Raw genomic sequence first — 21,496 nt, forward strand, 5'->3', positions numbered from 1 at the left:
TTACCGCGCGACTGCGGCGCTGTCATCCGCTCAGGGCGTGCGCAGCGCAACGATCACGCTGACCCGCGCTGCGCCGTGCGCCTTCAGCGTGCGGGCCGCTTCGTCCAGCGTGGCGCCCGTGGTCATCACATCGTCGACCAGGCCAATGTGCAGGCCCGCGAGCGGACGCGCACTGGCCACGCGGAACGCGCCGCGCACGTTCACCTGCCGATGCGCCAGGTCCAGCAGGTGCTGGGTGGCGATGTCGCGCGGGCGCTCAAGCAGCACGGGGTCGCTCGCCACGCCCAGGCGGCGCGCGAGCGGACGTGCGATCTCCCAGGCCTGGTTGAAGCCGCGCTCGGCCAGCCGTTGCGGCGATAGCGGAATCGGCGCGAGCAGGTCCGGCAGTGGCACGCCGGAGCGGCACTCGCGCCGCATCCGGTCCGCAAGCGCGGCCGCGAGCCAGCTGGCCAGCGGCAGCACCTTGCCGTACTTGAGCGCCAACACCAGCGAATCCTGAGGAAAAGCGTAGTCGCCCAGCGTGATCGCCTGGTCAAAGTCCGGGCGATGCTGGGCGCAGGCCGGACACGGCTGGCCGGGCGCACGGCCCATTGCACAGACCGGGCAGCGCGACACCGGGTAGAGCAGGTCGGTGACGCAGTCACGACAGACCACCTCGTCCTGCACGACGCCGCAGAGCGCGCAGGCGCACGGCAACAGCGCTCGCGCCAGCCCGCGCATGTGTCCGGCGGCTTTCGCGGTGCGCGCGTATACTTGCCGTCCAGCCGCCCGCCAAGGCGCGCGGCTGCCCCGCGCGGCGTGTGTTGCCGCGGCTTCCTCGTCTTCCTCCTGTTGCCTGGTTTTCCCGTGTCTCTGCATGCCGCCGACTCTCCTGATGCCTTCCTGCCACCCACGCGGCTGACCCGGCTGGCCTTCGACCGGCGCAGCGCCGCGTTCGGCCAGCTCGACTTCCTGCTCGGCGAGATCGGCCGCCGCATGCAGGAACGCATGGAAGTGGTGCGCCTGTCGCCGCAGCGCGCGCTCGACATCGGCTGCGGGCATGGCCAGGGCCTGGCGGGCCTGCGTGCGCGCTTTCCCGATGCGCAGATCGCCGGCCTCGATATTTCCGGCGCGATGCTCGCCGAAGCAGGCCAGCGCGATCTGCAGCGACGGCCCGGATGGGTTGGCCGCCTGCTCGGCAAGCGGCCATTGTTCGACCTGGTCCAGGGCGATCTTGCCACACTGCCCTTTGCGCCCGGCAGCTTCGACCTGCTGTGGTCCAACCTGGCGCTGCACTGGCATCCGGAGCCGCACCGCGTGTTTCCGGAGTGGCACCGCGTCACGCGCGACGACGGCCTGGTGATGTTCTCGCTGTTCGGTCCCGACACGCTGCGCGAAGTGCGCGCGGCCTTCGCCGAGGTCGACAATGCGATGCATACGTTGCGCTTTGTCGACATGCATGACATTGGCGACATGCTGGTCCACAGCGGCTGGTCCACGCCGGTGATGGACATGGAAACGCTGACCGTGACCTACGAATCGCCAGAAAAGCTGTTAAGCGAGGTACAGGCCTTCGGCGGGCTGCGTGCGCACCCGGACGCGCGCCGGGCCGGCCTGCACGGCCGCCGCTGGCACGAGGCGGTCTGCGAAGCCCTGGCACGCCGTCGCAATGCCGATGGCGTGATCCCGCTGACTTTCGAGATCGTCTACGGCCACGCGTGGAAACTGCCCCCGCGTGGTGCGCAGCAGGTCGATGACCAGGGCCGCGCCGTCGTGCCGCTCGACAAGATCGGCCGTGCCCGTCCGCGGCGTTGAGCGGTTACGACTGAATTGACTTCCGTGTAGGGGCGAGCCGGGCCGATCGCCCGCAAAGCCGCGCCAGCGCTGGCTTTACGGACAATTTCATCGAAAGTTGATAAGCACAAATCCCTACGGCGCGCAAGCGCTTTGGTCAATGTGCGGCCTTGTCCGTGTATGCGAAGCGCCCTATAATGCGCCAGTTTGTCGCAGTGGTCCCCTGGCACAAGAACGTCCTGGAGTTGCACTCGCATGGTGCAATCCGGGCGCAATCGTCCCGGGTGTGCATCCAAATGCAGAGTGGTTGGCGATGCAAGACTTGGGTATCGCATTCCAGACGGCAAGTGGTGACTCCGGCGGAAATCTCGACGGACCTCCTCCCGCGCCCCACGACTGGCTGATGAAGCGGAATTGCTCGCTTTCCCCACGCCAGGTCGGCTGGTTTTACCTCTCGATCTTCACTGTCTCGCTTGCCATCGCGTTGTTTTTCGCGGTGCAAGGGTCCTGGCTCGTGCTGCCGTTTGCCGGCCTGGACCTGCTCGGACTGGGGATTGCTCTGCTTGTGTATGCGCGTCATGCGACGGACTATGAGCGTGTCAGCATCAACGATGACGTGCTGGTCGTGGAGACAGCCAGCGCGCAGCGGTTGACGCGCGAGGAATTCAACCCGCACTGGGTGCGGGTCGAACTGGGGGAATCGTCCAGCGCGCTGGTGACGCTGCGTTCGGGCGGGCGCGTTGTGCAGGTGGGGTGCTATCTGGACCAGCACAGGCGGCGCAAGTTCGCCCAGGAGCTCGCAGCGGCCCTGCGCCGCCTCTGAGAGGTGGCGGGGGCGGAGGCGGGGACAGATTTGAATCTGTAAATTGGGTAGATAACAAATGAAAATGTGGAAGAAGGCATCCGCAGTTTGTCTGGCGAGCGCATCCCTGCTTGCCAGCCAGGCGGCCCTGGCGGTCAGTGACATGCCCGGCGGTCCCGCCGTGCGTCAGCTGAACCTGACTGAGCCCGTCACCAAGATCGCCGAGCAGATTCACTGGCTGAACTGGATGATGCTGATCATCTGCACGGTGATCTTCGTTGCCGTGTTCAGCGTGATGTTCTATTCCGTGTTCACGCACCGCAAGGCCAAGGGTGCCAAGCCCGCCTCCTTCCACGAAAGCATCACGGTCGAAGTGGTCTGGACCATCGTCCCGTTCCTGATCGTGATCGCCATGGCCCTGCCGGCGACGAAGACCGTCGTGGCCATGAAGGACACCACCAATTCCGACGTCACCATCAAGGCCACCGGCTACCAGTGGAAGTGGGGCTACGACTACCTGAAGGGCGAGGGCGAAGGCATCTCCTTCGTGTCGACCCTGACCACCCCGCGCGAGCAGATCAACAACGAAGCGCCGAAGTCCAACACCTACCTGATGGAGGTGGACAACGAGCTGGTGGTGCCCGTCAACAAGAAGGTGCGCATCGTCACCACGGCCAATGACGTGATCCACGCCTGGATGATCCCGGCCTTCGGCGTCAAGCAGGATGCGATCCCCGGCTTCGTGCGCGACACCTGGTTCAAGGCCGAGAAGATCGGCGTGTACCGTGGCCAGTGCGCCGAACTCTGCGGCAAGGAGCACGCCTTCATGCCGATCGTCGTGCGCGTCGTGTCCGACGCCGACTACACCAAGTGGGTCGACGGCAAGAAGAAGGAAATGGCCGCCAAGGCCGATGATCCGAACAAGACCTGGACGCTGGACGAAATGAAGGTCCGCGGCGAGAAGGTCTACAGCGCCAACTGCGCGGTCTGCCACCAGCCCAACGGCAAGGGCGGCGGCGCGTTCCCGGCGCTGGACGGTTCCAAGATCGTGAACGGCCCGAAGGCCGGCCAGATGCACATCATGCTGGAAGGCAAGAACGCCATGCCGTCGTGGAAGCAGCTGTCCGATACGGAACTGGCGGCGGCGATGACCTATGTGCGCAACAGCTGGAGCAACAAGACCGGCGAAGTGATCCAGCCCAGCGACTTCGTGAATGCCCGCGCCGGCAAGTTCCCCGAAGGCGGCGGCGCTGCTGGCGGCGAGGCACCGAAGGCGCAAGCGCAGCCCGCCAAGGAACAGGGCAGCAAGCAGGCCAGCATCGCGGGCAACCGCACCGCGGGCTGACCGGCTGAAGACAGGACAGGATTAGAGGAGCATTTGCGATGAGTACTGCTACCCCCGACGCAATCGGCCATCCGCACGATCACGCGCACGACGACCACGCGCATGATCACCCGCATGGCTGGCGCCGCTGGCTGTTTGCCACCAACCACAAGGACATCGGCACGCTGTACCTGCTGTTCTCGTTCATCATGCTGCTGAGCGGCGGCGTGCTGGCGCTGCTGATCCGCCTGGAGCTGTTCGAGCCGGGCCTGCAGTTCTTCCGCCCTGAACTGTTCAACCAGTTCACCACCATGCACGGCCTGGTCATGGTGTTCGGCGCGATCATGCCGGCCTTCGTGGGCTTCGCCAACTGGATGATCCCGCTGCAGGTCGGTGCGTCGGACATGGCGTTCGCGCGCATGAACAACTTCAGCTTCTGGCTGTTGCCGCCCGCGGCGCTGCTGCTGGCCGGCTCGTTCCTCGCCCCGGGCGGCGCCACCGCTGCCGGCTGGACGCTGTATGCGCCGCTGTCGGTGCAGATGGGTCCGGGCATGGACATGGCCATCTTCGCCATGCACATCATGGGCGCGTCGTCGATCATGGGCTCGATCAACATCATCGTGACCATCCTCAACATGCGTGCCCCGGGCATGACGCTGATGAAGATGCCGATGTTCTGCTGGACGTGGCTGATCACCGCCTACCTGCTGATCGCCGTGATGCCCGTGCTGGCCGGCGCGATCACCATGGTGCTGACCGACCGCCACTTCGGCACGAGCTTCTTCTCGGCCGCGGGCGGCGGCGACCCGGTGATGTACCAGCATATCTTCTGGTTCTTCGGCCACCCCGAGGTGTACATCATGATCCTGCCGGCATTCGGGATCATCTCGCACGTGGTGCCGGCCTTTGCCCGCAAGCGCCTGTTCGGCTACAGCTCGATGGTGTACGCGACGGCTTCGATCGCGATCCTGTCGTTCATCGTGTGGGCGCACCACATGTTCACCACCGGCATGCCGGTGACGGGCCAACTGTTCTTCATGTACGCGACCATGCTGATCGCGGTGCCGACGGCCGTGAAGATCTTCAACTGGATCGCCACCATGTGGAAGGGCTCGATGACCTTCGAGACCCCGATGCTGTTCTCGATCGGCTTCATCTTCGTGTTCACCATCGGCGGCTTCACCGGCCTGATGCCGGCCGTGGCGCCGATCGACATCCAGTTGCAGGACACCTACTTCATCGTGGCGCACTTCCACTATGTGCTGGTGGCCGGCTCGCTGTTCGCGCTGTTCGCCGGCTTCTACTACTGGGGTCCGAAGTGGAGCGGTTTCATGTACAACGAGACCCGCGGCCAGATTCACTTCTGGGGCTCGATCATCTTCTTCAACGTCACCTTCTTCCCGATGCACTTCCTGGGTCTGGCCGGCATGCCGCGCCGCTATGCCGACTACCCGACCCAGTTCGCGGACTTCAACGCAATCGCGTCGATCGGGGCACTGGGCTTCGGCCTGATGCAGGTGTACTTCTTCTTCTTCGTGGTGCTGCCGTCCTACCGTGGCGGCGAGAAGGCCGCGGACAAGCCCTGGGATGGTGCCGAGGGTCTGGAGTGGACCGTGCCGTCGCCGGCGCCGTTCCACACCTTTGAAGTGCCGCCGCAAGTTCGCTAAGCACTGAACGCAACAAGGCACGGAGGGCGCCAGCCGCCTTCCGTGCCGGCAGGTAAGACAAGATGCAGGCTCCACAGAAAAACCCATCGCTGGCAGAACGGAAGGCAGAACAAAAGGCAGAACAGAAGGCAGAACAGAAGGCAGCCAACCGGCGCCTCGGACTGATCCTGTTGTCGATCGTGGTGGTTTTCTTTTTGGGGTTCTTCGCCAAGATGGTGTTCCTTGGCTGAAGCTGCGGGGTAGCGGGATGAGCGTCGATCAGCAAGGGCAGGAGCGGGATCAAGGCCGGGAAGCCGACAAGCGGTTCAACCGCGGCATGATGCTGCGGCTCGTGGTGATCGTCGGCGTGATGTTCGGCTTCGGTTACGCGCTGGTGCCGCTGTACAAGAAGATCTGCGACCTCACCGGGCTGAACGTGGTGACCACGCGCGAGCTGTACGGCGGCTCGCTCAAGAATACGCAGGTCGACACGAGCCGCACCATCACGGTGGAGTTTGATTCGAACGCGCGCGGTCCCTTCGCCTTCCGTCCGGTGAAGAACAGCATGGAAGTGCATCCGGGCGAGATGGTGACGATCGTCTACGAGGTGGCCAACGGGCAGTCGCGCGACATCTCGGCGCAGGCGATCCCGAGCTACGCGCCCAAGCAGGCAACCGAGTACTTCAAGAAGCTCGAGTGCTTCTGCTTCAAGCAGCAGACGCTCAAGGCCAAGGAAGCACGCGAGATGCCGGTGGTATTCGTGATCGATCCGAAGCTGCCGAAGGATGTGAAGAACATCACGCTGTCGTACACCTTTTTTGAAGTGGGTACGCCGGTGGCGCAGGCACCGCAGGGCGAGCTGGAAAGCCCGCCCGCGGCGCGCAGTGGTGGCTGAAGCAGGAGGAAATGCCGTGGACGAGTTGAAGGACGCGGTCAAGCGCAAGATGTCGTTTGCGCAGACCATGCGCGCGGTACTGTGGTCGTTCATCGGCCTGCGCAAGGGCGCGGAGCACGAGAGCGACATGGCCAGGCTGAACCCGGTGCATGTGATCATTGCCGGGCTGATTGCGGTGGCGGTTTTCATCGCGATCCTTATCACGATCGTACGTGCCGTGGTCGGTTCGGCCGCGGCATAGCAGGAAGTAGGGTAGACAAGAAAGCAGTGCGCGCCGGCAGCCAGGGAGGCAAGGCAAGCCGGACGCGCCGATAACGATTGAACCAAGACTCTGAGCTGGAGATAAAAGAATGAGTGCGAATCGCGCAAACGCTCCGTACTACTTCGTACCGGGACCGTCGCGCCACCCGATCACGGCAAGCTTCGGCCTGCTGCTGACCGGCGCCGGCGCTGCCGGCTGGGTGAACGGACAGCCCTGGGCGCCGTACCTGTGCGGCTTCGGCCTGCTGTGGTTCCTGTTCGTGCTCAAGAGCTGGTTCAGCGATGCCATCGGTGAATCCGAAGGGGGCATGTACGGCAAGAACATCGACCTGTCGTTCCGCTGGTCGATGGGCTGGTTCATCTTCTCCGAAGTGATGTTCTTCGCCGCCTTCTTCGGCGCGCTGTTCTACGCCCGCGCCATCGCCATGCCGTGGCTGGGCGACCTGGACAACAAGATCCTGTGGCCCGACTTCGCCGCCGTATGGCCCAACACCGGCCCGGCCGGCGTGGTCGAGACCTTCCAGACCATGGGCCCATGGCCGATCCCGACCATCAACACCGCGCTGCTGCTGATGTCGGGCCTGACGCTGACCTGGGCGCACCACGCGCTGCTGGCCGGCAAGCGCAGCCAGGTGATCCAGGGCATGGTGCTGACCATCCTGCTGGGCGCGATCTTCATGTGCTTCCAGGCGTACGAGTACATGCACGCCTACTCGGAACTGAACCTGAAACTCACCTCGGGCGTCTATGGTTCGACGTTCTTCCTGCTGACCGGCTTCCACGGCTTCCACGTGACCATGGGCGCGATCATGCTGACCGTGGTGCTGATCCGCGTGCTCAAGGGCCACTTCACGCCCGAGCATCACTTCGCGTTCGAAGGCGCCGCCTGGTACTGGCACTTCGTTGACGTGGTGTGGCTGTTCCTCTACGTCGTGGTGTACTGGCTGTAAGCAGCAGTTTGTCGTACCCGGCGGAAGGCCTGCAGCGCCTTTCGCCGCGGAACCACAAAACAGAAGCGCCGCAGGAGGGGAACCAGCCTGCGGCGCTTGTTTTTTGCGGTTTCGGGAAACCAGTCGGCTACGGATTCATGCGGATGCCCGTGCTGTGGATCCAGCCCATCCAGTTTGAGAACAGGATGAACAGGAACAGCGCCACCGAGAAGCCCACGCGGAACATCAGCGAGCGCATCATGTTCGGCGTCCTGCCGCGGTCGCGCATCATGAAGAACAGGGCCGAGGCCAGACTGCCGATGATCAGGAGAAAGGCGACGATGATGACAAAGCGCATGGCGGGGCAGGCTGGCCGCGATACGTGCCGCGGGCTCGTTGGCGGAAAGTGTCATTATCGCACCGCCGGCATGTTGCCGTACGCGCCGGGAGCGGGCCGATGAAGCCGTGGCGAGCCCTGAGCCCGGTGCCGACTGTCGCGGCCGCGGTGGTGATCGCGGTGACCTGCGCGCTCGGCAACTGGCAGCTCAACCGCGCGCACGAGAAGCTCGCGCGCGCCGAACGTTTGCAGGCGCTGGCCGCGCAACCACCGGTGACGCTGACCACGGCGCCCGCCCGGGGCGACGTGGCCGAGCGCACCGTGCGCGTCACGGGCCGTTTCGACGCGAACCGGACCGTCTTGTTGGATAATCGGCCCCACGGCAATGGCACCGACAGCCGCGCCGGCTTCCTGGTGCTAACGCCCCTGGCGATCCAAGGTGACGGTGGCGCCGCCCGCAGCGTGCTGGTCTTGCGTGGCTGGCTGCCGCGCGATGCCCAGGACCGCACGCGCATCGCGCCATTCGCGACGCCGGCCGGCGAGGTCACCATCGAAGGCACGGCACTTGCCGCCGTGCCCAAGGTCTATAGCCTCGGCCAGCCCGCCAGTGCCGAAGCCGGCCGCAGGATCCGCCAGAACGTGGACCTGGCCGCCTATGCAGCCGAGACCGGCGTGGCGTTGCAGCCGCTCGTGATCGAGCAGCGCACCGACACCGGCGACGGCCTCGCGCGCGACTGGGCGCCGGCCGATCTCGGGGCCGACCGGCACTACGGCTATGCCTTCCAGTGGTTCGGCCTGGCCGCGCTGACGCTGGTGCTGGTGATCGTGCTGGGCTGGCGCCGCGCGCGCCGGCTGGCGGCGGCGGGACAACCCTGACGGCCATCTGGCCACGGACAACAGGCGCGCGCGATTGCGCGGGCGCCACGACAAACGAACGACAGACGTACGCATGCCACACCAAGACTCCGCCCCGGCCCCGGCCGGCACGGCATCTCCGCCGGACTCGCGCATCGACGCGCGCACGCGCCGCGGCCGCCTCCAGATGCTGCTGCTGTTGCTGGTGTGCGCATCGCCGGTGATCGCGTCCTACCTGACCTTCTACGTGTTCAAGCCGGCCGGCGGCGCCACCAACTACGGCGCACTGATCGATCCGCAGCGTCCGATGCCGGCCGTGCGCGTCGCCAATGAGCGTGCCGAAGCCGTGCCGCTCGAGAGCTTTCGCGGCAAGTGGCTGCTGGTGACGACCGATCCGTCGGCCTGCGACGAGGCCTGCGCAAAGAAGCTGTTCACCATCCGCCAGATCCGTGCGGGCCAGGGCCAGGACCGGGAACGCATCGTGCCGGTCTGGCTGATCACGGATCAAGGCGCCGTCGATGAACGCCTGTCGGCGGCCTACAACGAGCCCTATGCCGGCGTGCGCTTCCTGCGCATGCCGCCTGACGTGGCACGGCAATGGCTGCCCGCGGCCGAGGGCGGCCGCATCGAAGACACCATCTTCCTGGTCGATCCGCTCGGCAACCTGATGATGCGCTTCCCGAAAGACCCCGATCCCAAGAAGATGAGCGGCGACCTCAAGAAGCTGCTCCGGGTCTCCCGCATCGGCTGAGGGGCGACACGCATGCTGCTTCAACTCGCCATCATCGGCGTCCTGATCGCGCTGTTCCCGATCTCGTACGTCCTGGTCCGCGGCGACCGCAACAAGTACCGCAAGCTGGTCTGGATCACCGCGTTCCTGACGCTGGACCTGATCATGTTCGGCAGCTTTACGCGGCTGACCGATTCCGGCCTCGGCTGCCCGGACTGGCCGGGCTGCTACGGCCATTCCAACCCGCACGCGGCCGTGGAGCCGATCCGCGCCGCCGAGACCGCGCTGCCGAGCGGCCCGGTCACGCTGGCCAAGGCGTGGATCGAGATGATCCACCGCTATTTCGCCATGGCGGTAGGCGTGCTGATCATCACGCTGATGGTGCTGGCGTGGGTCAAGCGCAGGGAGCTGAAGCAGTCGCCGTGGTTCGCCACTGGCGTGCTGCTGCTGGTGTGCGTGCAGGGCGCGTTCGGCGCCTTCACGGTGACCATGAAGCTGCAGCCCGTCATCGTCGTCACGCACCTGCTGCTCGGCATGAGCCTGCTGGCGGCGCTGATCTGGCTTGGGTCGTGCAATGACCCGCCGCATCCCGTGGCGCCGCAGGCCGGGGCACTGCGCTGGCCGGCGCGCGCGGCACTGCTGCTGCTGGTGATCCAGATCTTCCTGGGCGGATGGGTCAGCACCAACTACGCGGTGATGGCGTGCACCGATTTCCCGCTGTGCAATGGCCAGCTGGTGCCAGAGATGGATTTCACGCACGGCTTCACGCTATGGCGCCAGCTCGGCATGACGGCTGACGGCGACTACATCCCGCACGCGGCATTGGTGGCGATCCACTGGGTGCACCGCTGCTTCGCCGTGATCGTGCTGGCCTACCTGGCGTGGTTCGGCCTGCGCGCGCGCAGGCTGGAAGGGCTCGGCGGCGCGTCGCGCTGGCTGCTGGCCGCGCTGGCGCTGCAGCTTGCCACCGGCCTCTCGAACATCGTGCTCGACTGGCCGCTGGCGGCCGCCGTGCTCCATAACGGTGGCGCGGCGGTGCTCCTGCTGCTGTTGGTGCGACTCAACTACAATATAGGGCTCGCGACCCGACCCGCCGGCGCTGCCTCCAGCGTGCCGACTGCCGCTCGCGCCACATGAAAGACAAACTCCCTCCCGTGGTAACCGCAACACAATCCCATCCCGTGGGCCGGGTGCGTCACCTGGTCCGCCAATATGCCGCCCTGACCAAGCCGCGCGTGACGCAGCTCGCGGTGTTCTGCGCCATCATCGGCATGTTCCTGGCTACGCCGGGCATGGTGCCCTGGCGCGTGCTGATCGGCGGCGCCGCTGGCATCTGGCTGCTGGCCGGTGCCGCGTTCGCCATCAATTGCCTGGTCGAGCAGAAGATCGACGCGCTGATGCGCCGCACGGCCTGGCGCCCGTCCGCCACTGGCGAGATCACCACCACGCAGACGCTGATCTTCTCGGCCGTCCTCGGTGGCGCCGGCATGTGGCTGCTGCACGTGTTCGCCAACGACCTGACGATGTGGCTGACCTTCGCCACCTTCCTCGGCTATGCCGTCGTCTACACCATCCTGCTCAAGCCGGCCACGCCGCAGAACATCGTGATCGGCGGCTTGTCCGGCGCCATGCCCCCGGCGCTTGGCTGGGCGGCGGTGGCCAACGACGTGCCGGCCGAGGCCTGGTTCCTGGTGCTGATCATCTTCACCTGGACCCCGCCGCATTTCTGGGCGCTGGCGCTGTACCGCCGCGCCGACTACGCCAAGTCCGGGCTGCCGATGCTGCCGATCACGCACGGCGAAAAGTACACGCTGCTCAACATCCTGCTGTACACGCTGGTCATGATCGCCGCGACGCTGCTGCCTTTCGTCTACGGCATGAGCGGCTACATCTACCTGGCCAGCGCGCTGGTGCTGGGTGCGTGGTTCCTGAAGTACTCGTGGACGCTGTACCGCAACTATTCCGACGAACTGGCGCAGCGCACTTTCCGCTTCTCGATCCTGTATCTGTCCATCCTGTTCGCAGCGCTGCTGGTCGATCACTACTTCAAGTTCGTGCCGCAGCTCTGAGCGGTACCATGTCCGCGGCCTGCGACATCTTGTCGCGGCCGTGCTGCCGCGGAGCACGGATGGGCGATACTGTGTGCTGTCCTCGCCATCGCGGCACCGCAGCCTTGCCGGCGCCCCTGACCTCCAATCTCGCATGACCAAGCCAAGCCAATCCCAGGGGCTTCTTGCCTCGTTCCGCCGCTTTGCCGCGCTGGCCTTCCTGGCGCTGACCCTTGCCGCCTGCGGCCAGCAGAAGGCCTCGTTCCGTAATGTCGATATCAGCGGCGGGGCGGACTTCGGCAAGGATTTCTCGCTGACCGACCACAACGGCAAGGTCCGCACGATCGCGGACTTCAAGGGCAAGGTCGTGGTGATGTTCTTCGGCTACACGCATTGCCCCGATGTCTGCCCGACCACCATGGCCGAGCTGAAGGCGGTGATGGAACAGCTCGGCCCGGACGCCGACAAGGTGCAGGTGCTGTTCGTCACGGTGGACCCGGAGCGCGACACGCAGGCGCTGCTGGCGCAGTACGTGCCGGCATTCGATCCGCGCTTCCTGGGCATGCGCCCGGCCGATGATGCCGCGCTGCAGAAGTTGGCGAAGGATTTCAAGGTGTACTACGCGAAGGTGCCGGGTTCTTCGCCGAACAATTACACGATGGATCACTCGGCAGGCAGTTATGTGTTCGACACGGAAGGGCGGTTGCGCCTGTTTATCCGTCACGGGCAGGGGCCGGAGCCGATCGCTCACGATATCAAGCAGCTGTTGTCCTGAGTGGGTCAGGGATAGAGGGAAGACAGGGGTGGGTTTGTGGCTGTGACTGGCTCGACAACCCCAACCCCACCCCTTCATCCCCACCCCGGCAAAAAAAAAGGCCAGTCCAGAGGACCGACCTTTCACATAGCACATCCGGTTAACCGACCGCCGGGCGCTCAGGCAAACGCCTGCAACGCCCCCTTCATCTTCTTCATCGCCGCTGCCTCGATCTGGCGAATCCGCTCGGCCGACACGCCGAATTCATCCGCCAGCTCATGCAGTGTGGCGCCGCCCGAGCCGTCGTCCTCGACGTTCAGCCAGCGCGCTTCGATGATGCGGCGGCTGCGCTCGTCCAGGCGCGCCAGCGCGTCTTCCAGGCCCTCGACCTGCATGCGGTCGTGGCGCTTGGCCTCCAGCACGCGCGTCGGCTCGTTGTGGTTGTCCGCCAGGTAGGCGATCGGGGCGAACTCTTCCTCGCCGTCGTCGACCTGGCCTTCCAGCGCGAGATCACCGCCCGACAGGCGGGTTTCCATCTCCATCACCTCTTCAGGCTTGACGTTGAGCTCGCGCGCAACGGCTTCGACCTGCTCCGGCGTGAAGGTATGCGCGCCCTGCTTGTGGCTGCGCAGGTTGAAGAACAGCTTGCGCTGGGCCTTGGTGGTCGCCACCTTGACCATGCGCCAGTTCTTCAGCACATATTCGTGGATCTCGGCCTTGATCCAGTGCATGGCGTATGACACCAGGCGCACGCCCTGGTCCGGGTTGAAGCGCTTCACGGCCTTCATCAGGCCGATATTGCCTTCCTGGATCAGGTCGGCGTGCGGCAAGCCATACCCAAGGTACTGGCGTGCGATCGACACCACCAGGCGCAGGTGGGACATCACCAGCTGGCGTGCGGCATCAACGGAATCATGGTCGCGCAATTCGCGCGCAAGGCGTTGCTCATCCTCGGCGGTGAGCAGCGGGACCCGGTGGACCGCCTGGATATAGCTTTCCAGGTTGCCCACGGTGGCCGGGAAGGTCAATGCAAAGCTTCCGGCCTGCTTGGGCGCCGTCGGCAGACGGCTGTTCATCAGGGTTCGGTCGGCAGACAAGACTGCGTTCACTATCAGTAGCTCCTTTCGCATCCGGCGTTTCGGTTGCCGGCGCGCCGCTCCGGGTAGGAGGGCACAGCATTGCAACACATCTTAGCACTCAAGCCGGGTGAGTGCTAATTGGAGTCCTTGAGGCCTTGATAGTTCCTGATGATTGTCATCTATCTTTGGATAGCATTGTTTGCATCAGGCTACTTAAGCTGCATATCGGCAGGCCGGATATCCTCGATTAGAGGCCTGTCGCGCCCCGGGGTTCGCACCGCCCGCCGGAATACTGTGTTGCGCGACCCGCTACACTGACAGTGCTGGCGCGAGCGCGCTACTGCCATCAAGAGCCTGCCCCACGATCCGGAGGACCTATGTCTGCCATCGAACACTTGCTCAAGCCCCATGTGCGGGACCTGGGCGATTTCACCGTGCGTCGCCTGCTGCCTGCCGGAGCGACCCAGACCGTCGGCCCGTTCATCTTCTTCGACCATATGGGCCCGGTGACGCTGCCTCCAGGCCATGGCGCCGATGTGCGCCCACATCCACATATCGGCCTCGCCACGGTGACCTACCTGTTCGATGGGGAGATCATGCACCGCGACAGCCTTGGCAGCGAGCAGGTCATCCGCCCCGGCGACGTCAACTGGATGACCGCGGGCCACGGCATTGTCCATTCGGAGCGTTCGCCCGAGTCCGTGCGTGAAGCCGGCGCGCGCTTGCATGGCATCCAGACCTGGGTGGCGCTGCCCAAGGATCACGAAACCGTGGCGCCGTCGTTCTTCCACCATCCAGGCGCCACGCTACCGAAGATCGAGCAGCCGGGCGTGCGCATGACGGTCATTGCCGGAGATGCCTTTGGCCACACTTCCCCGGTCAAGGTATTCAGCCGCACGCTGTATGTGGCGATCGAACTGGATGCCGGTGCCAGCGTGGAGATCCCGCCCGAGCATGCCGAGCGGGGCATCTACCCGGTCGACGGCAGTGTGGCGCTCGACGGCGAGGTGCTGCCGGCGGAGCACATGGTCGTGCTGGCGCCAGGCCAGACGGTCATGCTGACCGCCACAGCGCCGTCGCGCGTGATGCTGCTCGGCGGCGACCCCACCGACGGCCACCGGTTCATCTTCTGGAACTTCGTGGCCAGCAGCAAGGAAGCGATCGAGTCCGCTTCGCAGCGTTGGGAGGACGACGCCTTCCCCCATGTTCCCGGCGAGACCGAGCGCATTCCGCTGCCGCCCCGCAAGCCATAGGCGCCGCTCAGAGCGGGCTGGCCCACGCCACGCGCGTTCCCTGGCGCAGGCATTCCTGGATCGCCCGCACTTGCGTGGCGATCGGGGCAGGTACCGGCACCGCACCGTCCATCACCTTGCGCGTCCAGGCCGCCGTGTTGGCCACGTCGCTGCCCTGCGGCAGGTCGGGCACATCGGCAATCGAGCCGCTGGTCGGGTTGACAAGGGTTTGCTGGTGTCCGTCATGCAGCCAGTCAATGCGGCTGCTGCGGCGCGCGTCGGCCACCACCTCGCCTTCGGTGCCGCGCGCCAGCAGTACATTGGCGGGCTCATGCGAGAAATAGTCGGTCAGCGTTTCGCGGTACTCTGGGTGCGTATAGCTGTACAGGCGCAGCGCCTGCGCCGGTGAATGCTCACCAACCGGTTGCAGCATCTTGGCCACCGTGTGGGACGAATTGCGCAGGCCGATGACATTGCGGCGATCCAGCAACTGCGCCAGCCCCGGCGACAGCACATCCACGGGCACTACCGCCAGCGGCCCGTTGATGCCATCACCATCGCGCAAGCGCGTGGCGGCTTCGTCGGTGGAGGCGCACAGCGATACGCCGAGCGCCTCGAACAGGGCCAGGCTGGTTACGCGGCCCTGGAAATCGCGGGAGCCATGCACCAGCACCGGGATCTCCTCGCGCGCCAGCAGCAGGGCCAGCAACGGCACCAGGTTGGGCTGCTTGCGCGCGCCGTTGTAGCTCGGGATGACCACGACCTGGCGGTCGCCCGGCGCGGCCAGCGGCAGGCAATGCGCGTGCGCGGCCTCGAGCATGCCGGCCAGTTCGTGCGGGGCTTCGCCCTTGATGCGGTAGGCCATCAACACGGCGCCCAGTTCCAGGTCCGATACGCGGCCGGCCAGCATGGCGTCGAACAGGGCTTGTGCGTCTTCACGCGGCAGCGCGCGGGCGCCATTCACGCCGCGGCCGATTTCCTTGATATAGCGGGCCGCTGAAAACGGGCCCGCGGCAGGTGTGGCGTTGGATGTGGTCATGGGCGAGCGGCGTGGGGTGATTGGAGGTATCGCTTCATGATAGCGGAGCGCCGCCGCCACGCCCATGGAGGCAGGCGCGTCCGTGGTTGGTCAGGCCGCTTCCTGCAGGGCCGGGTTGCGCTGCTTGCGGTAGAGGAAATCCAGCACCGCCGTGCGGCAGGCGTGGTAGTCCTTGTCCTCGGCCAGCGCCACGCGGTCGCGCGGACGCGGCAGGCCGGCGCTGAGGATCTCGCCGATCGTGGCCGCCGGGCCATTGGTCATCATCACGATGCGATCGGCCAGCAGCACGGCCTCGTCCACGTCGTGCGTGACCATGACCACGGTGCTGCGGGTCTGCTCCACGATCTTCAGCAAGGCATCCTGCAGGTGCGCGCGCGTGAGCGCGTCGAGCGCGCCGAACGGCTCGTCCATCAGCAGCACCTTGGGCGCCATGGCCAGCGCGCGCGCAATGCCCACGCGCTGCTTCATGCCGCCCGAGATCTCGTGCGGGAACTTGCCCTCCGCGTGGGTCAGGCCCACCAGCGCCAGCGTGTCGTGCGTACGCGCCTTGAGCTGCGCCTTGCTTTCGCTCGCGCCGAACACGCGCTCCACGCCCAGATGGACATTGTCGAAGCAGGTCATCCACGGCAGCAGCGAGTGGTTCTGGAACACCACCGCGCGCTCCGGCCCGGGGCCGGCGATTTCTCTCCCTGCGCAGATCAGCGCACCGGTGGTCGGCGTGGCCAGGCCCGCGACCAGGTTCAGCAGCGTGGACTTGCCGCAGCCTGAATGGCCGATCAGCGTGATGAACTCCCCCTGCGCGATCTGCAGGTTGATGTCGCGCAGCGCCACGAACGGCCCCTTGCGCGTCCTGAAGGTCTGCCCGACGTTTTCGATGCTGACGAACTTTTCCATGGCGATTTCCGTTGGGTTTGCGCGCGGTGCAGTCAATGGTTGCCGTAGCTGAAGCGACGAGCCAGCGCAAGCAGCGCGTGCTCCAGCAGCAGGCCGATCACGCCGATCACGAAGATGGCGATGACGATGTGCTCGACCTTCAGGTTGTTCCACTCGTCCCACAGCCAGAAGCCGATGCCGGTACCGCCGGTCAGCATCTCCGCGGCGACGATGACCAGCCACGCCGTGCCGATCGACAGCCGTACGCCGGTCAGCATGTACGGCAGCACGGCCGGGAACAGCACGCGCGTGAACACCTTCCATTCGGACAGGTCCAGCACGCGCGCCACGTTCAGGTAGTCCTGCGGCACGCGCGTGACGCCCACGGCGGTGTTGATCACCATTGGCCAGATCGAGCAGATGAAGATGGCCCAGATCGCGGCCGGGTTGGCGGCCTTGAACAGCAGCAGCCCGATCGGCAGCCACGCCAGCGGCGACACCGGCCGCAGCAGGCTGATCACGGGCGATGCCATCGCGTTCAGGAAGGCGAAGCGCCCGAGGATGAAGCCGGCCGGAATACCAACCAGCGCCGCCAGCCCGAAGCCTGCAGCCACGCGCGCGAGCGATGCCAGCACGTTCCAGCCGATGCCCTGGTCATTGGGGCCGTTGCGGTAGAAGGGGTCGGTGAACAGCGGCACGGCGGCATGCCACGTGGCGCCCGGCGTCGGCAGCGCCGGGATCAGCGTGGCGATACCGTGCCAGGACAGCACGAACAGTGCGAAGCCCATCAGCGGCGGCACACCTTTGAGCACGAAGGCGCGCAGCGCCTCGCGGCGTTCGGCGCGGCGTGCCTGGGCTTCGATTTCCCGCGCGCGGCGCCGCGCGCGTTCGCTGACATCAGGGTCGGCCTGCAAGCCGGTGGCGCCTTCCGGCGCGGATCTGGCGATGGCATTCACGTCTGGCTCCTTGGTTAAGGGGCAATCGGGACAATCCGAATCGATGGCGGTGGCCTGCGCGTCAGGCCTTGATCTTGAAGCCATCGGCGTAGGCTTTCGGATCCTTGGCGGCATCCCACACCACGCCGTCGATCAGTTTCGCGGTGCGGAAGTCGCTCTTGGGCAACGGCACCTGCGCCGCGGCGGCGGCCTGCTTGTAGACGTCGATGCGGTTGACCTGTTTCGCCACCGCGAGGTAGTCGGGGTGCGTCTTGAGCAGCCCCCAGCGCTTGTGCTGCGTCAGGAACCACATGCCATCCGACAGGAACGGGAAGTTGGCCGAGCCGTCCTGGTAGAACTTCATCGAGTCGGGGTCATCCCAGGTCTTCCCCAGGCCGTTGCTGTAGCGGCCGAGCATGCGGTCCAGGATGATGTCCATGTCGGTGTTGACATAGGACTTGGCGGCAATGGTCTCGGCGGTCTTGCGGCGGTTCGAAGCCGATGCGTCGATGAACTTGGAGGCGTCAAGGATCGCCGCCACCATCGCGCGCGCCGTGTTCGGGTACTTCTGCACGAATTCTGCGGTGGTGCCGAGCGTCTTCTCGGGGTGGTCCTTCCAGATCGCCTGCGTGGTTTCCACCGTGAAGCCGATCTTGTCGGCGATGGCGCGCGCACCCCACGGCTCGCCCACGCAGAAGCCGTCCATATTGCCCACGCGCATATTGGCCACCATCTGCGGCGGCGGCACGGTGATCGCCTTGGCGTCCTGCATCGGATTGATGCCGTTGGCGGCCAGCCAGTAGTAGAGCCACATGGCATGCGTGCCGGTCGGGAAGGTCTGGGCGAAGGTGTAGTCGCGCTTTTCCTTGCTCATCAGCGCCTTCAGGCTGGCGCCGTCCTTCGCACCTTTCTCGGCCAGCTTGGACGACAGCGTGATGGCCTGCCCGTTGTGGTTCAGGTTCATCAGGACCGCCATGTCCTTCTTCGGGCCGCCGATGCCGAGCTGCACGCCATAGATCAGACCGTACAGCACGTGGGCAGCGTCGAGTTCGCCATTGACCAGCTTGTCGCGTACGCCGGCCCAGGAAGCCTCCTTGGTCGGCGTGATCTTGATGCCGTACTTCTTGTCCAGCCCCAGCGTGGCAGCCATTACCACCGAAGCGCAATCGGTCAGCGGAATGAAGCCGATCCGTACCTCCGGCTTCTCGGGCGCGTCCGAGCCTGCCGCCCAGGCGCCGGAGCGCACCAGCGGATCGACCAGCGTCATCACGCTGGCCCCGGCAATGGTGGCCAGTGCGCGGCGGCGTCCGCTGCTGGCTGGGGCCGTATCGGCGGTGGCGAGGTTGGCATCGACCGCAGCGGGCAGAGGCTTGGCGTTCCTGAGGCGAGAGGGCATTGCTGGGCTCCAAGAAGAAAAGGCGTCCCGATCCGCAGCCCGCGTTCGCCAGAAGACGGGGTGCAGCTCAGGACGCCGTTGTCCGGGGCGTAGCGCGGCCCGCGTTGGCCGTGCCCGCCTGAATTGTGATCGGCCCTCGTTGGCCGATGTGCGAATAACGCAATCGCTATGCCAGGCGCTTGCGAGGCCTGGAAAGTCCGCCCAGCGGCCGAATCCGCGAATAAAAGTGGGGTTTGGGACGAGTCATGCCCCGCCGGCCACGCAAGCCGGGCCGGGCGGGAGCGCCATGGTTGAGGACCGGCGCCAGTTTTGTGCATTGCACCAGCCGCGTGCCGCGGCCGCACCGCGCGCGGATGCTCAGCCCATCACGTCGATCACGCGCTGGGCTGCGTCCACGAGCTTCAGTCCACGTTCCATGGCCATGCTGCGCAGGCGCTTGTAGGCTTCGTCCTCGCTGATGCCGCGCGCCTGCATCAGCAGCCCCTTGGCGCGTTCGACCACCTTGCGCTCGACGAGCTTGAGGCGCGTGGCGTCGAGCTCGGCGCGCAACTGCTGGTCGAGCTCGAAGCGGGCGTAGGCAACGTCCAGCACGGTCTTGACACGTTCGGCGCGCAGGCCATCGACGATATAGGCCGTGATGCCGGCCGACAGCGCGGCCTTGATGCGCTGCGCGTCGTCGTTGTCGGTGAACAGCACGATCGGGCGCGGCGCGTGCTGCGTGGACACGCACACGTGCTCCACGGTGTCGCGCGCGGCGGACTCGGAAGCGATGATGATCAGGTCCGGCTGGCTCGCCGCGATGACGTCGGGCAGGCGCAGGTCGGCATCCACGGTCTGGATGTCGGTGAAGCCGGTGCTGATCAGCCCGCCGCGGATGGTCTCGACGTTGAGCGGGTCGGCATCATGCGGATCGCGCACCAGCAGGATGCGCAGCGTGCGGGTGCCCGCTGCGGAGCCCCGCGGGGGCTGGCTGGACTGGCTTGGCGAGGGGGGCGGATGGCGGCGAGTCATGGCTATCGTGGGTTGCCTCGCGTGATGCAAGATTCGCGCCGGGTATGCGTTCCGGCACGACCGCTGGCACATTGCGGGCTTACCCGCATTCACTGTATGCCGCCGTACGCAGGCCGGCGGGCAGGTGTATGCTGTTGCCCTGCTGCGCCCGGGGGTGTCTGCTGGCGACGCCGCTCATCCGCGCGCAGGAATATCAGAACAAGTCTGGAGAGATGCATGACCGAATTCGTTTTTGCCCCGCCGGCACCCGTTGGCGTGCCCGTGCGCGGCAGCAACGCAAGCTTCCCCGTGCGCCGCGTGTACTGCGTGGGCCGCAACTATGCCGCCCACGCCCGCGAAATGGGCTCGGACCCGGACCGCGAGCCGCCGTTCTTCTTCTGCAAGCCGTCGGACGCAGTCAGCTACGTAGCGGATGGCACCGAGGGCACCTTCCCGTACCCGCCGGGCACCAGCAACGTCCACTATGAAGTGGAAATGGTCGTGGCGATCGGCAAGGGCGGCAAGGACATCCCGGTGGAACAGGCCGCCAGCCATGTGTTCGGCTACGCCGTGGGCCTGGATATGACGCGCCGCGACCTGCAGAACGAATCGAAGAAGACCGGCCGCCCCTGGGAGACCGGCAAGGCATTCGACCACTCGGCGCCGATCGGCCCGATCGTGCCGGTATCGGCCGTCGGCCATCCCGAAAAGGGCGAAGTCACGCTGTCCGTCAACGGCGTGGAAAAGCAGCGCGGCGACCTGGCCGACCTGATCTGGTCGGTGCCGGAAATGGTGTCGTACCTGTCGAAGCTGTTCGAGCTGCAGCCCGGCGACGTCATCTTCAGCGGCACGCCCGAGGGCGTGGGCCCGGTGGTCAAGGGCGATGTCATGCAGTGCCACGTCGGCGGCGTGGGCGACCTGACCATCAAGGTGGTCTGAGCCGATGAAGCTCTACAGTTACTTCCGCAGCTCGGCGTCCTACCGCGTGCGCATTGCGCTGGAGCTCAAGGGCCTGCCGTATGACTACGTGCCGGTGCACCTGCTCAAGGACGGCGGCCAGCAACTGCTGCCCGAGTTCCGCGCGGTGAACCCGGACGGGCTGGTGCCTGCGCTGGTGCTGGACGACGGCCAGGTGCTGCAGCAGTCCGTAGCCATGATCGAGTACCTGGACGAGGTCCATCCCGAGCCGAAGCTGCTGCCCGGCAATGCCCTGGATCGCGCCTACGTGCGCGGCCTGGCGCTGGAGGTTGCCTGCGAGATCCATCCGCTGAACAACCTGCGCGTGCTGAAGTACATCAAGCGCACGCTGGGCGTCGCCGACGAGGCCAAGGACGCGTGGTACCGGCACTGGATCGAACTGGGCTTTGCCTCGGTCGAGGCCAACCTGGAACGCCAGGGCAAGGCCGGCCGCTTCTGCTTCGGCGACACGCCGACGCTCGCCGACCTCTGCCTGGTGCCGCAGGTCTTCAATGCGCAGCGCTTCAATATCGACGTGAGCCGCTACCCGACCATCGCGCGGATCCAGCAAGCGTGCATGGAACTGCCGGCGTTCCAGAAGGCGCAGCCGAAGGAGCAGCCGGACGCGGAGTGATGCGCCG

Annotated in this window: 24 protein-coding genes; 16 read left to right on the forward strand and 8 right to left on the reverse strand. The window is 65.9% G+C overall.

Annotated elements, in window-relative coordinates; genetic code table 11:
- Positions 1-30: 30 nt before the first annotated feature.
- Positions 31-858 (reverse strand): ComF family protein, encoded by an 828-nt coding sequence (locus CupriaWKF_RS01735; protein WP_276099331.1) that lies wholly within the window; start codon positions 856-858, stop codon positions 31-33.
- Between CupriaWKF_RS01735 and CupriaWKF_RS01740 the strand changes: the two genes are divergently transcribed.
- The 8 genes from CupriaWKF_RS01740 (at position 847) to CupriaWKF_RS01775 (ending at position 7,651) form a co-directional block, all read left to right on the forward strand.
- A complete protein-coding gene (locus CupriaWKF_RS01740) occupies positions 847-1,794 on the forward strand; it encodes a methyltransferase domain-containing protein (RefSeq protein ID WP_276099332.1) in 948 nt (315 codons plus the stop codon). The genes CupriaWKF_RS01735 and CupriaWKF_RS01740 overlap by 12 nt on opposite strands.
- Positions 1,795-2,086: 292 nt before the next feature.
- On the forward strand, positions 2,087-2,596 hold the full coding sequence (locus tag CupriaWKF_RS01745) for a DUF2244 domain-containing protein (RefSeq protein ID WP_276100631.1): 510 nt from the start codon (positions 2,087-2,089) through the stop codon (positions 2,594-2,596).
- Between the two features lie 58 nt (positions 2,597-2,654).
- Positions 2,655-3,920 (forward strand): cytochrome c oxidase subunit II, encoded by a 1,266-nt coding sequence (coxB, locus tag CupriaWKF_RS01750; protein WP_276099333.1) that lies wholly within the window; start codon positions 2,655-2,657, stop codon positions 3,918-3,920.
- A 38-nt stretch (positions 3,921-3,958) separates the two neighbouring features.
- Entirely contained in the window at positions 3,959-5,566 is a 1,608-nt protein-coding gene (gene ctaD / locus CupriaWKF_RS01755) for a cytochrome c oxidase subunit I (RefSeq protein ID WP_276099334.1), read from the forward strand.
- Positions 5,567-5,628: 62 nt separating this feature from the next.
- Complete coding sequence (locus CupriaWKF_RS01760; protein WP_276099335.1) at positions 5,629-5,796, forward strand: cytochrome oxidase small assembly protein; 168 nt, start codon at positions 5,629-5,631, stop codon at positions 5,794-5,796.
- 17 nt (positions 5,797-5,813) lie between these two features.
- The gene (locus CupriaWKF_RS01765) at positions 5,814-6,440 is read left to right on the forward strand and encodes a cytochrome c oxidase assembly protein (RefSeq protein WP_276099336.1); all 627 of its coding nucleotides are present in this window, start codon (positions 5,814-5,816) and stop codon (positions 6,438-6,440) included.
- A 16-nt stretch (positions 6,441-6,456) separates the two neighbouring features.
- Positions 6,457-6,681, forward strand: coding sequence for a DUF2970 domain-containing protein (locus CupriaWKF_RS01770; RefSeq protein ID WP_276099337.1), 225 nt, complete (start codon positions 6,457-6,459; stop codon positions 6,679-6,681).
- A gap of 109 nt (positions 6,682-6,790) precedes the next feature.
- Positions 6,791-7,651 (forward strand): cytochrome c oxidase subunit 3, encoded by an 861-nt coding sequence (locus CupriaWKF_RS01775; protein WP_276099338.1) that lies wholly within the window; start codon positions 6,791-6,793, stop codon positions 7,649-7,651.
- Positions 7,652-7,778: 127 nt separating this feature from the next.
- On the opposite strand, the gene CupriaWKF_RS01780 is transcribed toward CupriaWKF_RS01775, so the two are convergent.
- On the reverse strand, positions 7,779-7,988 hold the full coding sequence (locus tag CupriaWKF_RS01780; protein WP_276099339.1) for a twin transmembrane helix small protein: 210 nt from the start codon (positions 7,986-7,988) through the stop codon (positions 7,779-7,781).
- Between the two features lie 99 nt (positions 7,989-8,087).
- Between CupriaWKF_RS01780 and CupriaWKF_RS01785 the strand changes: the two genes are divergently transcribed.
- The 5 genes from CupriaWKF_RS01785 to CupriaWKF_RS01805 all read left to right on the forward strand — a co-directional run bounded on the left by CupriaWKF_RS01785 (position 8,088) and on the right by CupriaWKF_RS01805 (position 12,375).
- On the forward strand, positions 8,088-8,843 hold the full coding sequence (locus CupriaWKF_RS01785; protein ID WP_276099340.1) for an SURF1 family protein: 756 nt from the start codon (positions 8,088-8,090) through the stop codon (positions 8,841-8,843).
- A gap of 73 nt (positions 8,844-8,916) precedes the next feature.
- Positions 8,917-9,573 (forward strand): cytochrome C oxidase subunit I, encoded by a 657-nt coding sequence (locus CupriaWKF_RS01790; protein WP_276099341.1) that lies wholly within the window; start codon positions 8,917-8,919, stop codon positions 9,571-9,573.
- A gap of 12 nt (positions 9,574-9,585) precedes the next feature.
- Positions 9,586-10,689: a COX15/CtaA family protein gene (locus CupriaWKF_RS01795; RefSeq protein WP_276099342.1), complete on the forward strand. Its 1,104-nt coding sequence runs from the start codon at positions 9,586-9,588 to the stop codon at positions 10,687-10,689.
- The gene (gene cyoE, locus CupriaWKF_RS01800) at positions 10,686-11,621 is read left to right on the forward strand and encodes a heme o synthase (RefSeq protein WP_276099343.1); all 936 of its coding nucleotides are present in this window, start codon (positions 10,686-10,688) and stop codon (positions 11,619-11,621) included. The genes CupriaWKF_RS01795 and cyoE overlap by 4 nt, the downstream gene beginning before the upstream one ends.
- 133 nt (positions 11,622-11,754) lie before the next feature.
- A complete protein-coding gene (locus CupriaWKF_RS01805; RefSeq protein WP_276099344.1) occupies positions 11,755-12,375 on the forward strand; it encodes an SCO family protein in 621 nt (206 codons plus the stop codon).
- A 158-nt stretch (positions 12,376-12,533) separates the two neighbouring features.
- On the opposite strand, the gene rpoH is transcribed toward CupriaWKF_RS01805, so the two are convergent.
- Complete coding sequence (gene rpoH, locus CupriaWKF_RS01810) at positions 12,534-13,430, reverse strand: RNA polymerase sigma factor RpoH (protein WP_276099345.1); 897 nt, start codon at positions 13,428-13,430, stop codon at positions 12,534-12,536.
- Positions 13,431-13,810: 380 nt separating this feature from the next.
- On the opposite strand from rpoH, the gene CupriaWKF_RS01815 reads away from it, so the two are divergent.
- Positions 13,811-14,686 carry a pirin family protein gene (locus CupriaWKF_RS01815; protein ID WP_276099346.1) on the forward strand — a complete coding sequence of 292 codons (876 nt, stop codon included), beginning with the start codon at positions 13,811-13,813 and terminating at the stop codon, positions 14,684-14,686.
- Between the two features lie 7 nt (positions 14,687-14,693).
- Here CupriaWKF_RS01815 and ybiB read toward each other — a convergent pair whose 3' ends face one another.
- The 5 genes from ybiB to CupriaWKF_RS01840 all read right to left on the reverse strand — a co-directional run bounded on the left by ybiB (position 14,694) and on the right by CupriaWKF_RS01840 (position 19,919).
- Positions 14,694-15,704, reverse strand: coding sequence for a DNA-binding protein YbiB (gene ybiB, locus CupriaWKF_RS01820; RefSeq protein ID WP_276099347.1), 1,011 nt, complete (start codon positions 15,702-15,704; stop codon positions 14,694-14,696).
- A gap of 90 nt (positions 15,705-15,794) precedes the next feature.
- A complete protein-coding gene (locus CupriaWKF_RS01825) occupies positions 15,795-16,598 on the reverse strand; it encodes an ABC transporter ATP-binding protein (protein WP_276099348.1) in 804 nt (267 codons plus the stop codon).
- Positions 16,599-16,630: 32 nt separating this feature from the next.
- Entirely contained in the window at positions 16,631-17,533 is a 903-nt protein-coding gene (ntrB, locus tag CupriaWKF_RS01830; RefSeq protein ID WP_276099349.1) for a nitrate ABC transporter permease, read from the reverse strand.
- A gap of 61 nt (positions 17,534-17,594) precedes the next feature.
- Entirely contained in the window at positions 17,595-18,908 is a 1,314-nt protein-coding gene (locus CupriaWKF_RS01835; RefSeq protein WP_276099350.1) for a CmpA/NrtA family ABC transporter substrate-binding protein, read from the reverse strand.
- A gap of 357 nt (positions 18,909-19,265) precedes the next feature.
- Positions 19,266-19,919: an ANTAR domain-containing protein gene (locus tag CupriaWKF_RS01840; protein WP_276099351.1), complete on the reverse strand. Its 654-nt coding sequence runs from the start codon at positions 19,917-19,919 to the stop codon at positions 19,266-19,268.
- A gap of 216 nt (positions 19,920-20,135) precedes the next feature.
- On the opposite strand from CupriaWKF_RS01840, the gene CupriaWKF_RS01845 reads away from it, so the two are divergent.
- Both CupriaWKF_RS01845 and maiA read left to right on the forward strand, forming a co-directional pair.
- A complete protein-coding gene (locus CupriaWKF_RS01845) occupies positions 20,136-20,837 on the forward strand; it encodes a fumarylacetoacetate hydrolase family protein (protein WP_276099352.1) in 702 nt (233 codons plus the stop codon).
- Between the two features lie 4 nt (positions 20,838-20,841).
- Positions 20,842-21,489, forward strand: a complete 648-nt coding sequence (gene maiA / locus CupriaWKF_RS01850) for a maleylacetoacetate isomerase (protein WP_276099353.1) — start codon at positions 20,842-20,844, stop codon at positions 21,487-21,489.
- The last annotated feature ends 7 nt before the right edge of the window (positions 21,490-21,496 follow it).

Source organism: Cupriavidus sp. WKF15 (assembly GCF_029278605.1).
Taxonomy (GTDB): Bacteria; Pseudomonadota; Gammaproteobacteria; order Burkholderiales; family Burkholderiaceae; genus Cupriavidus.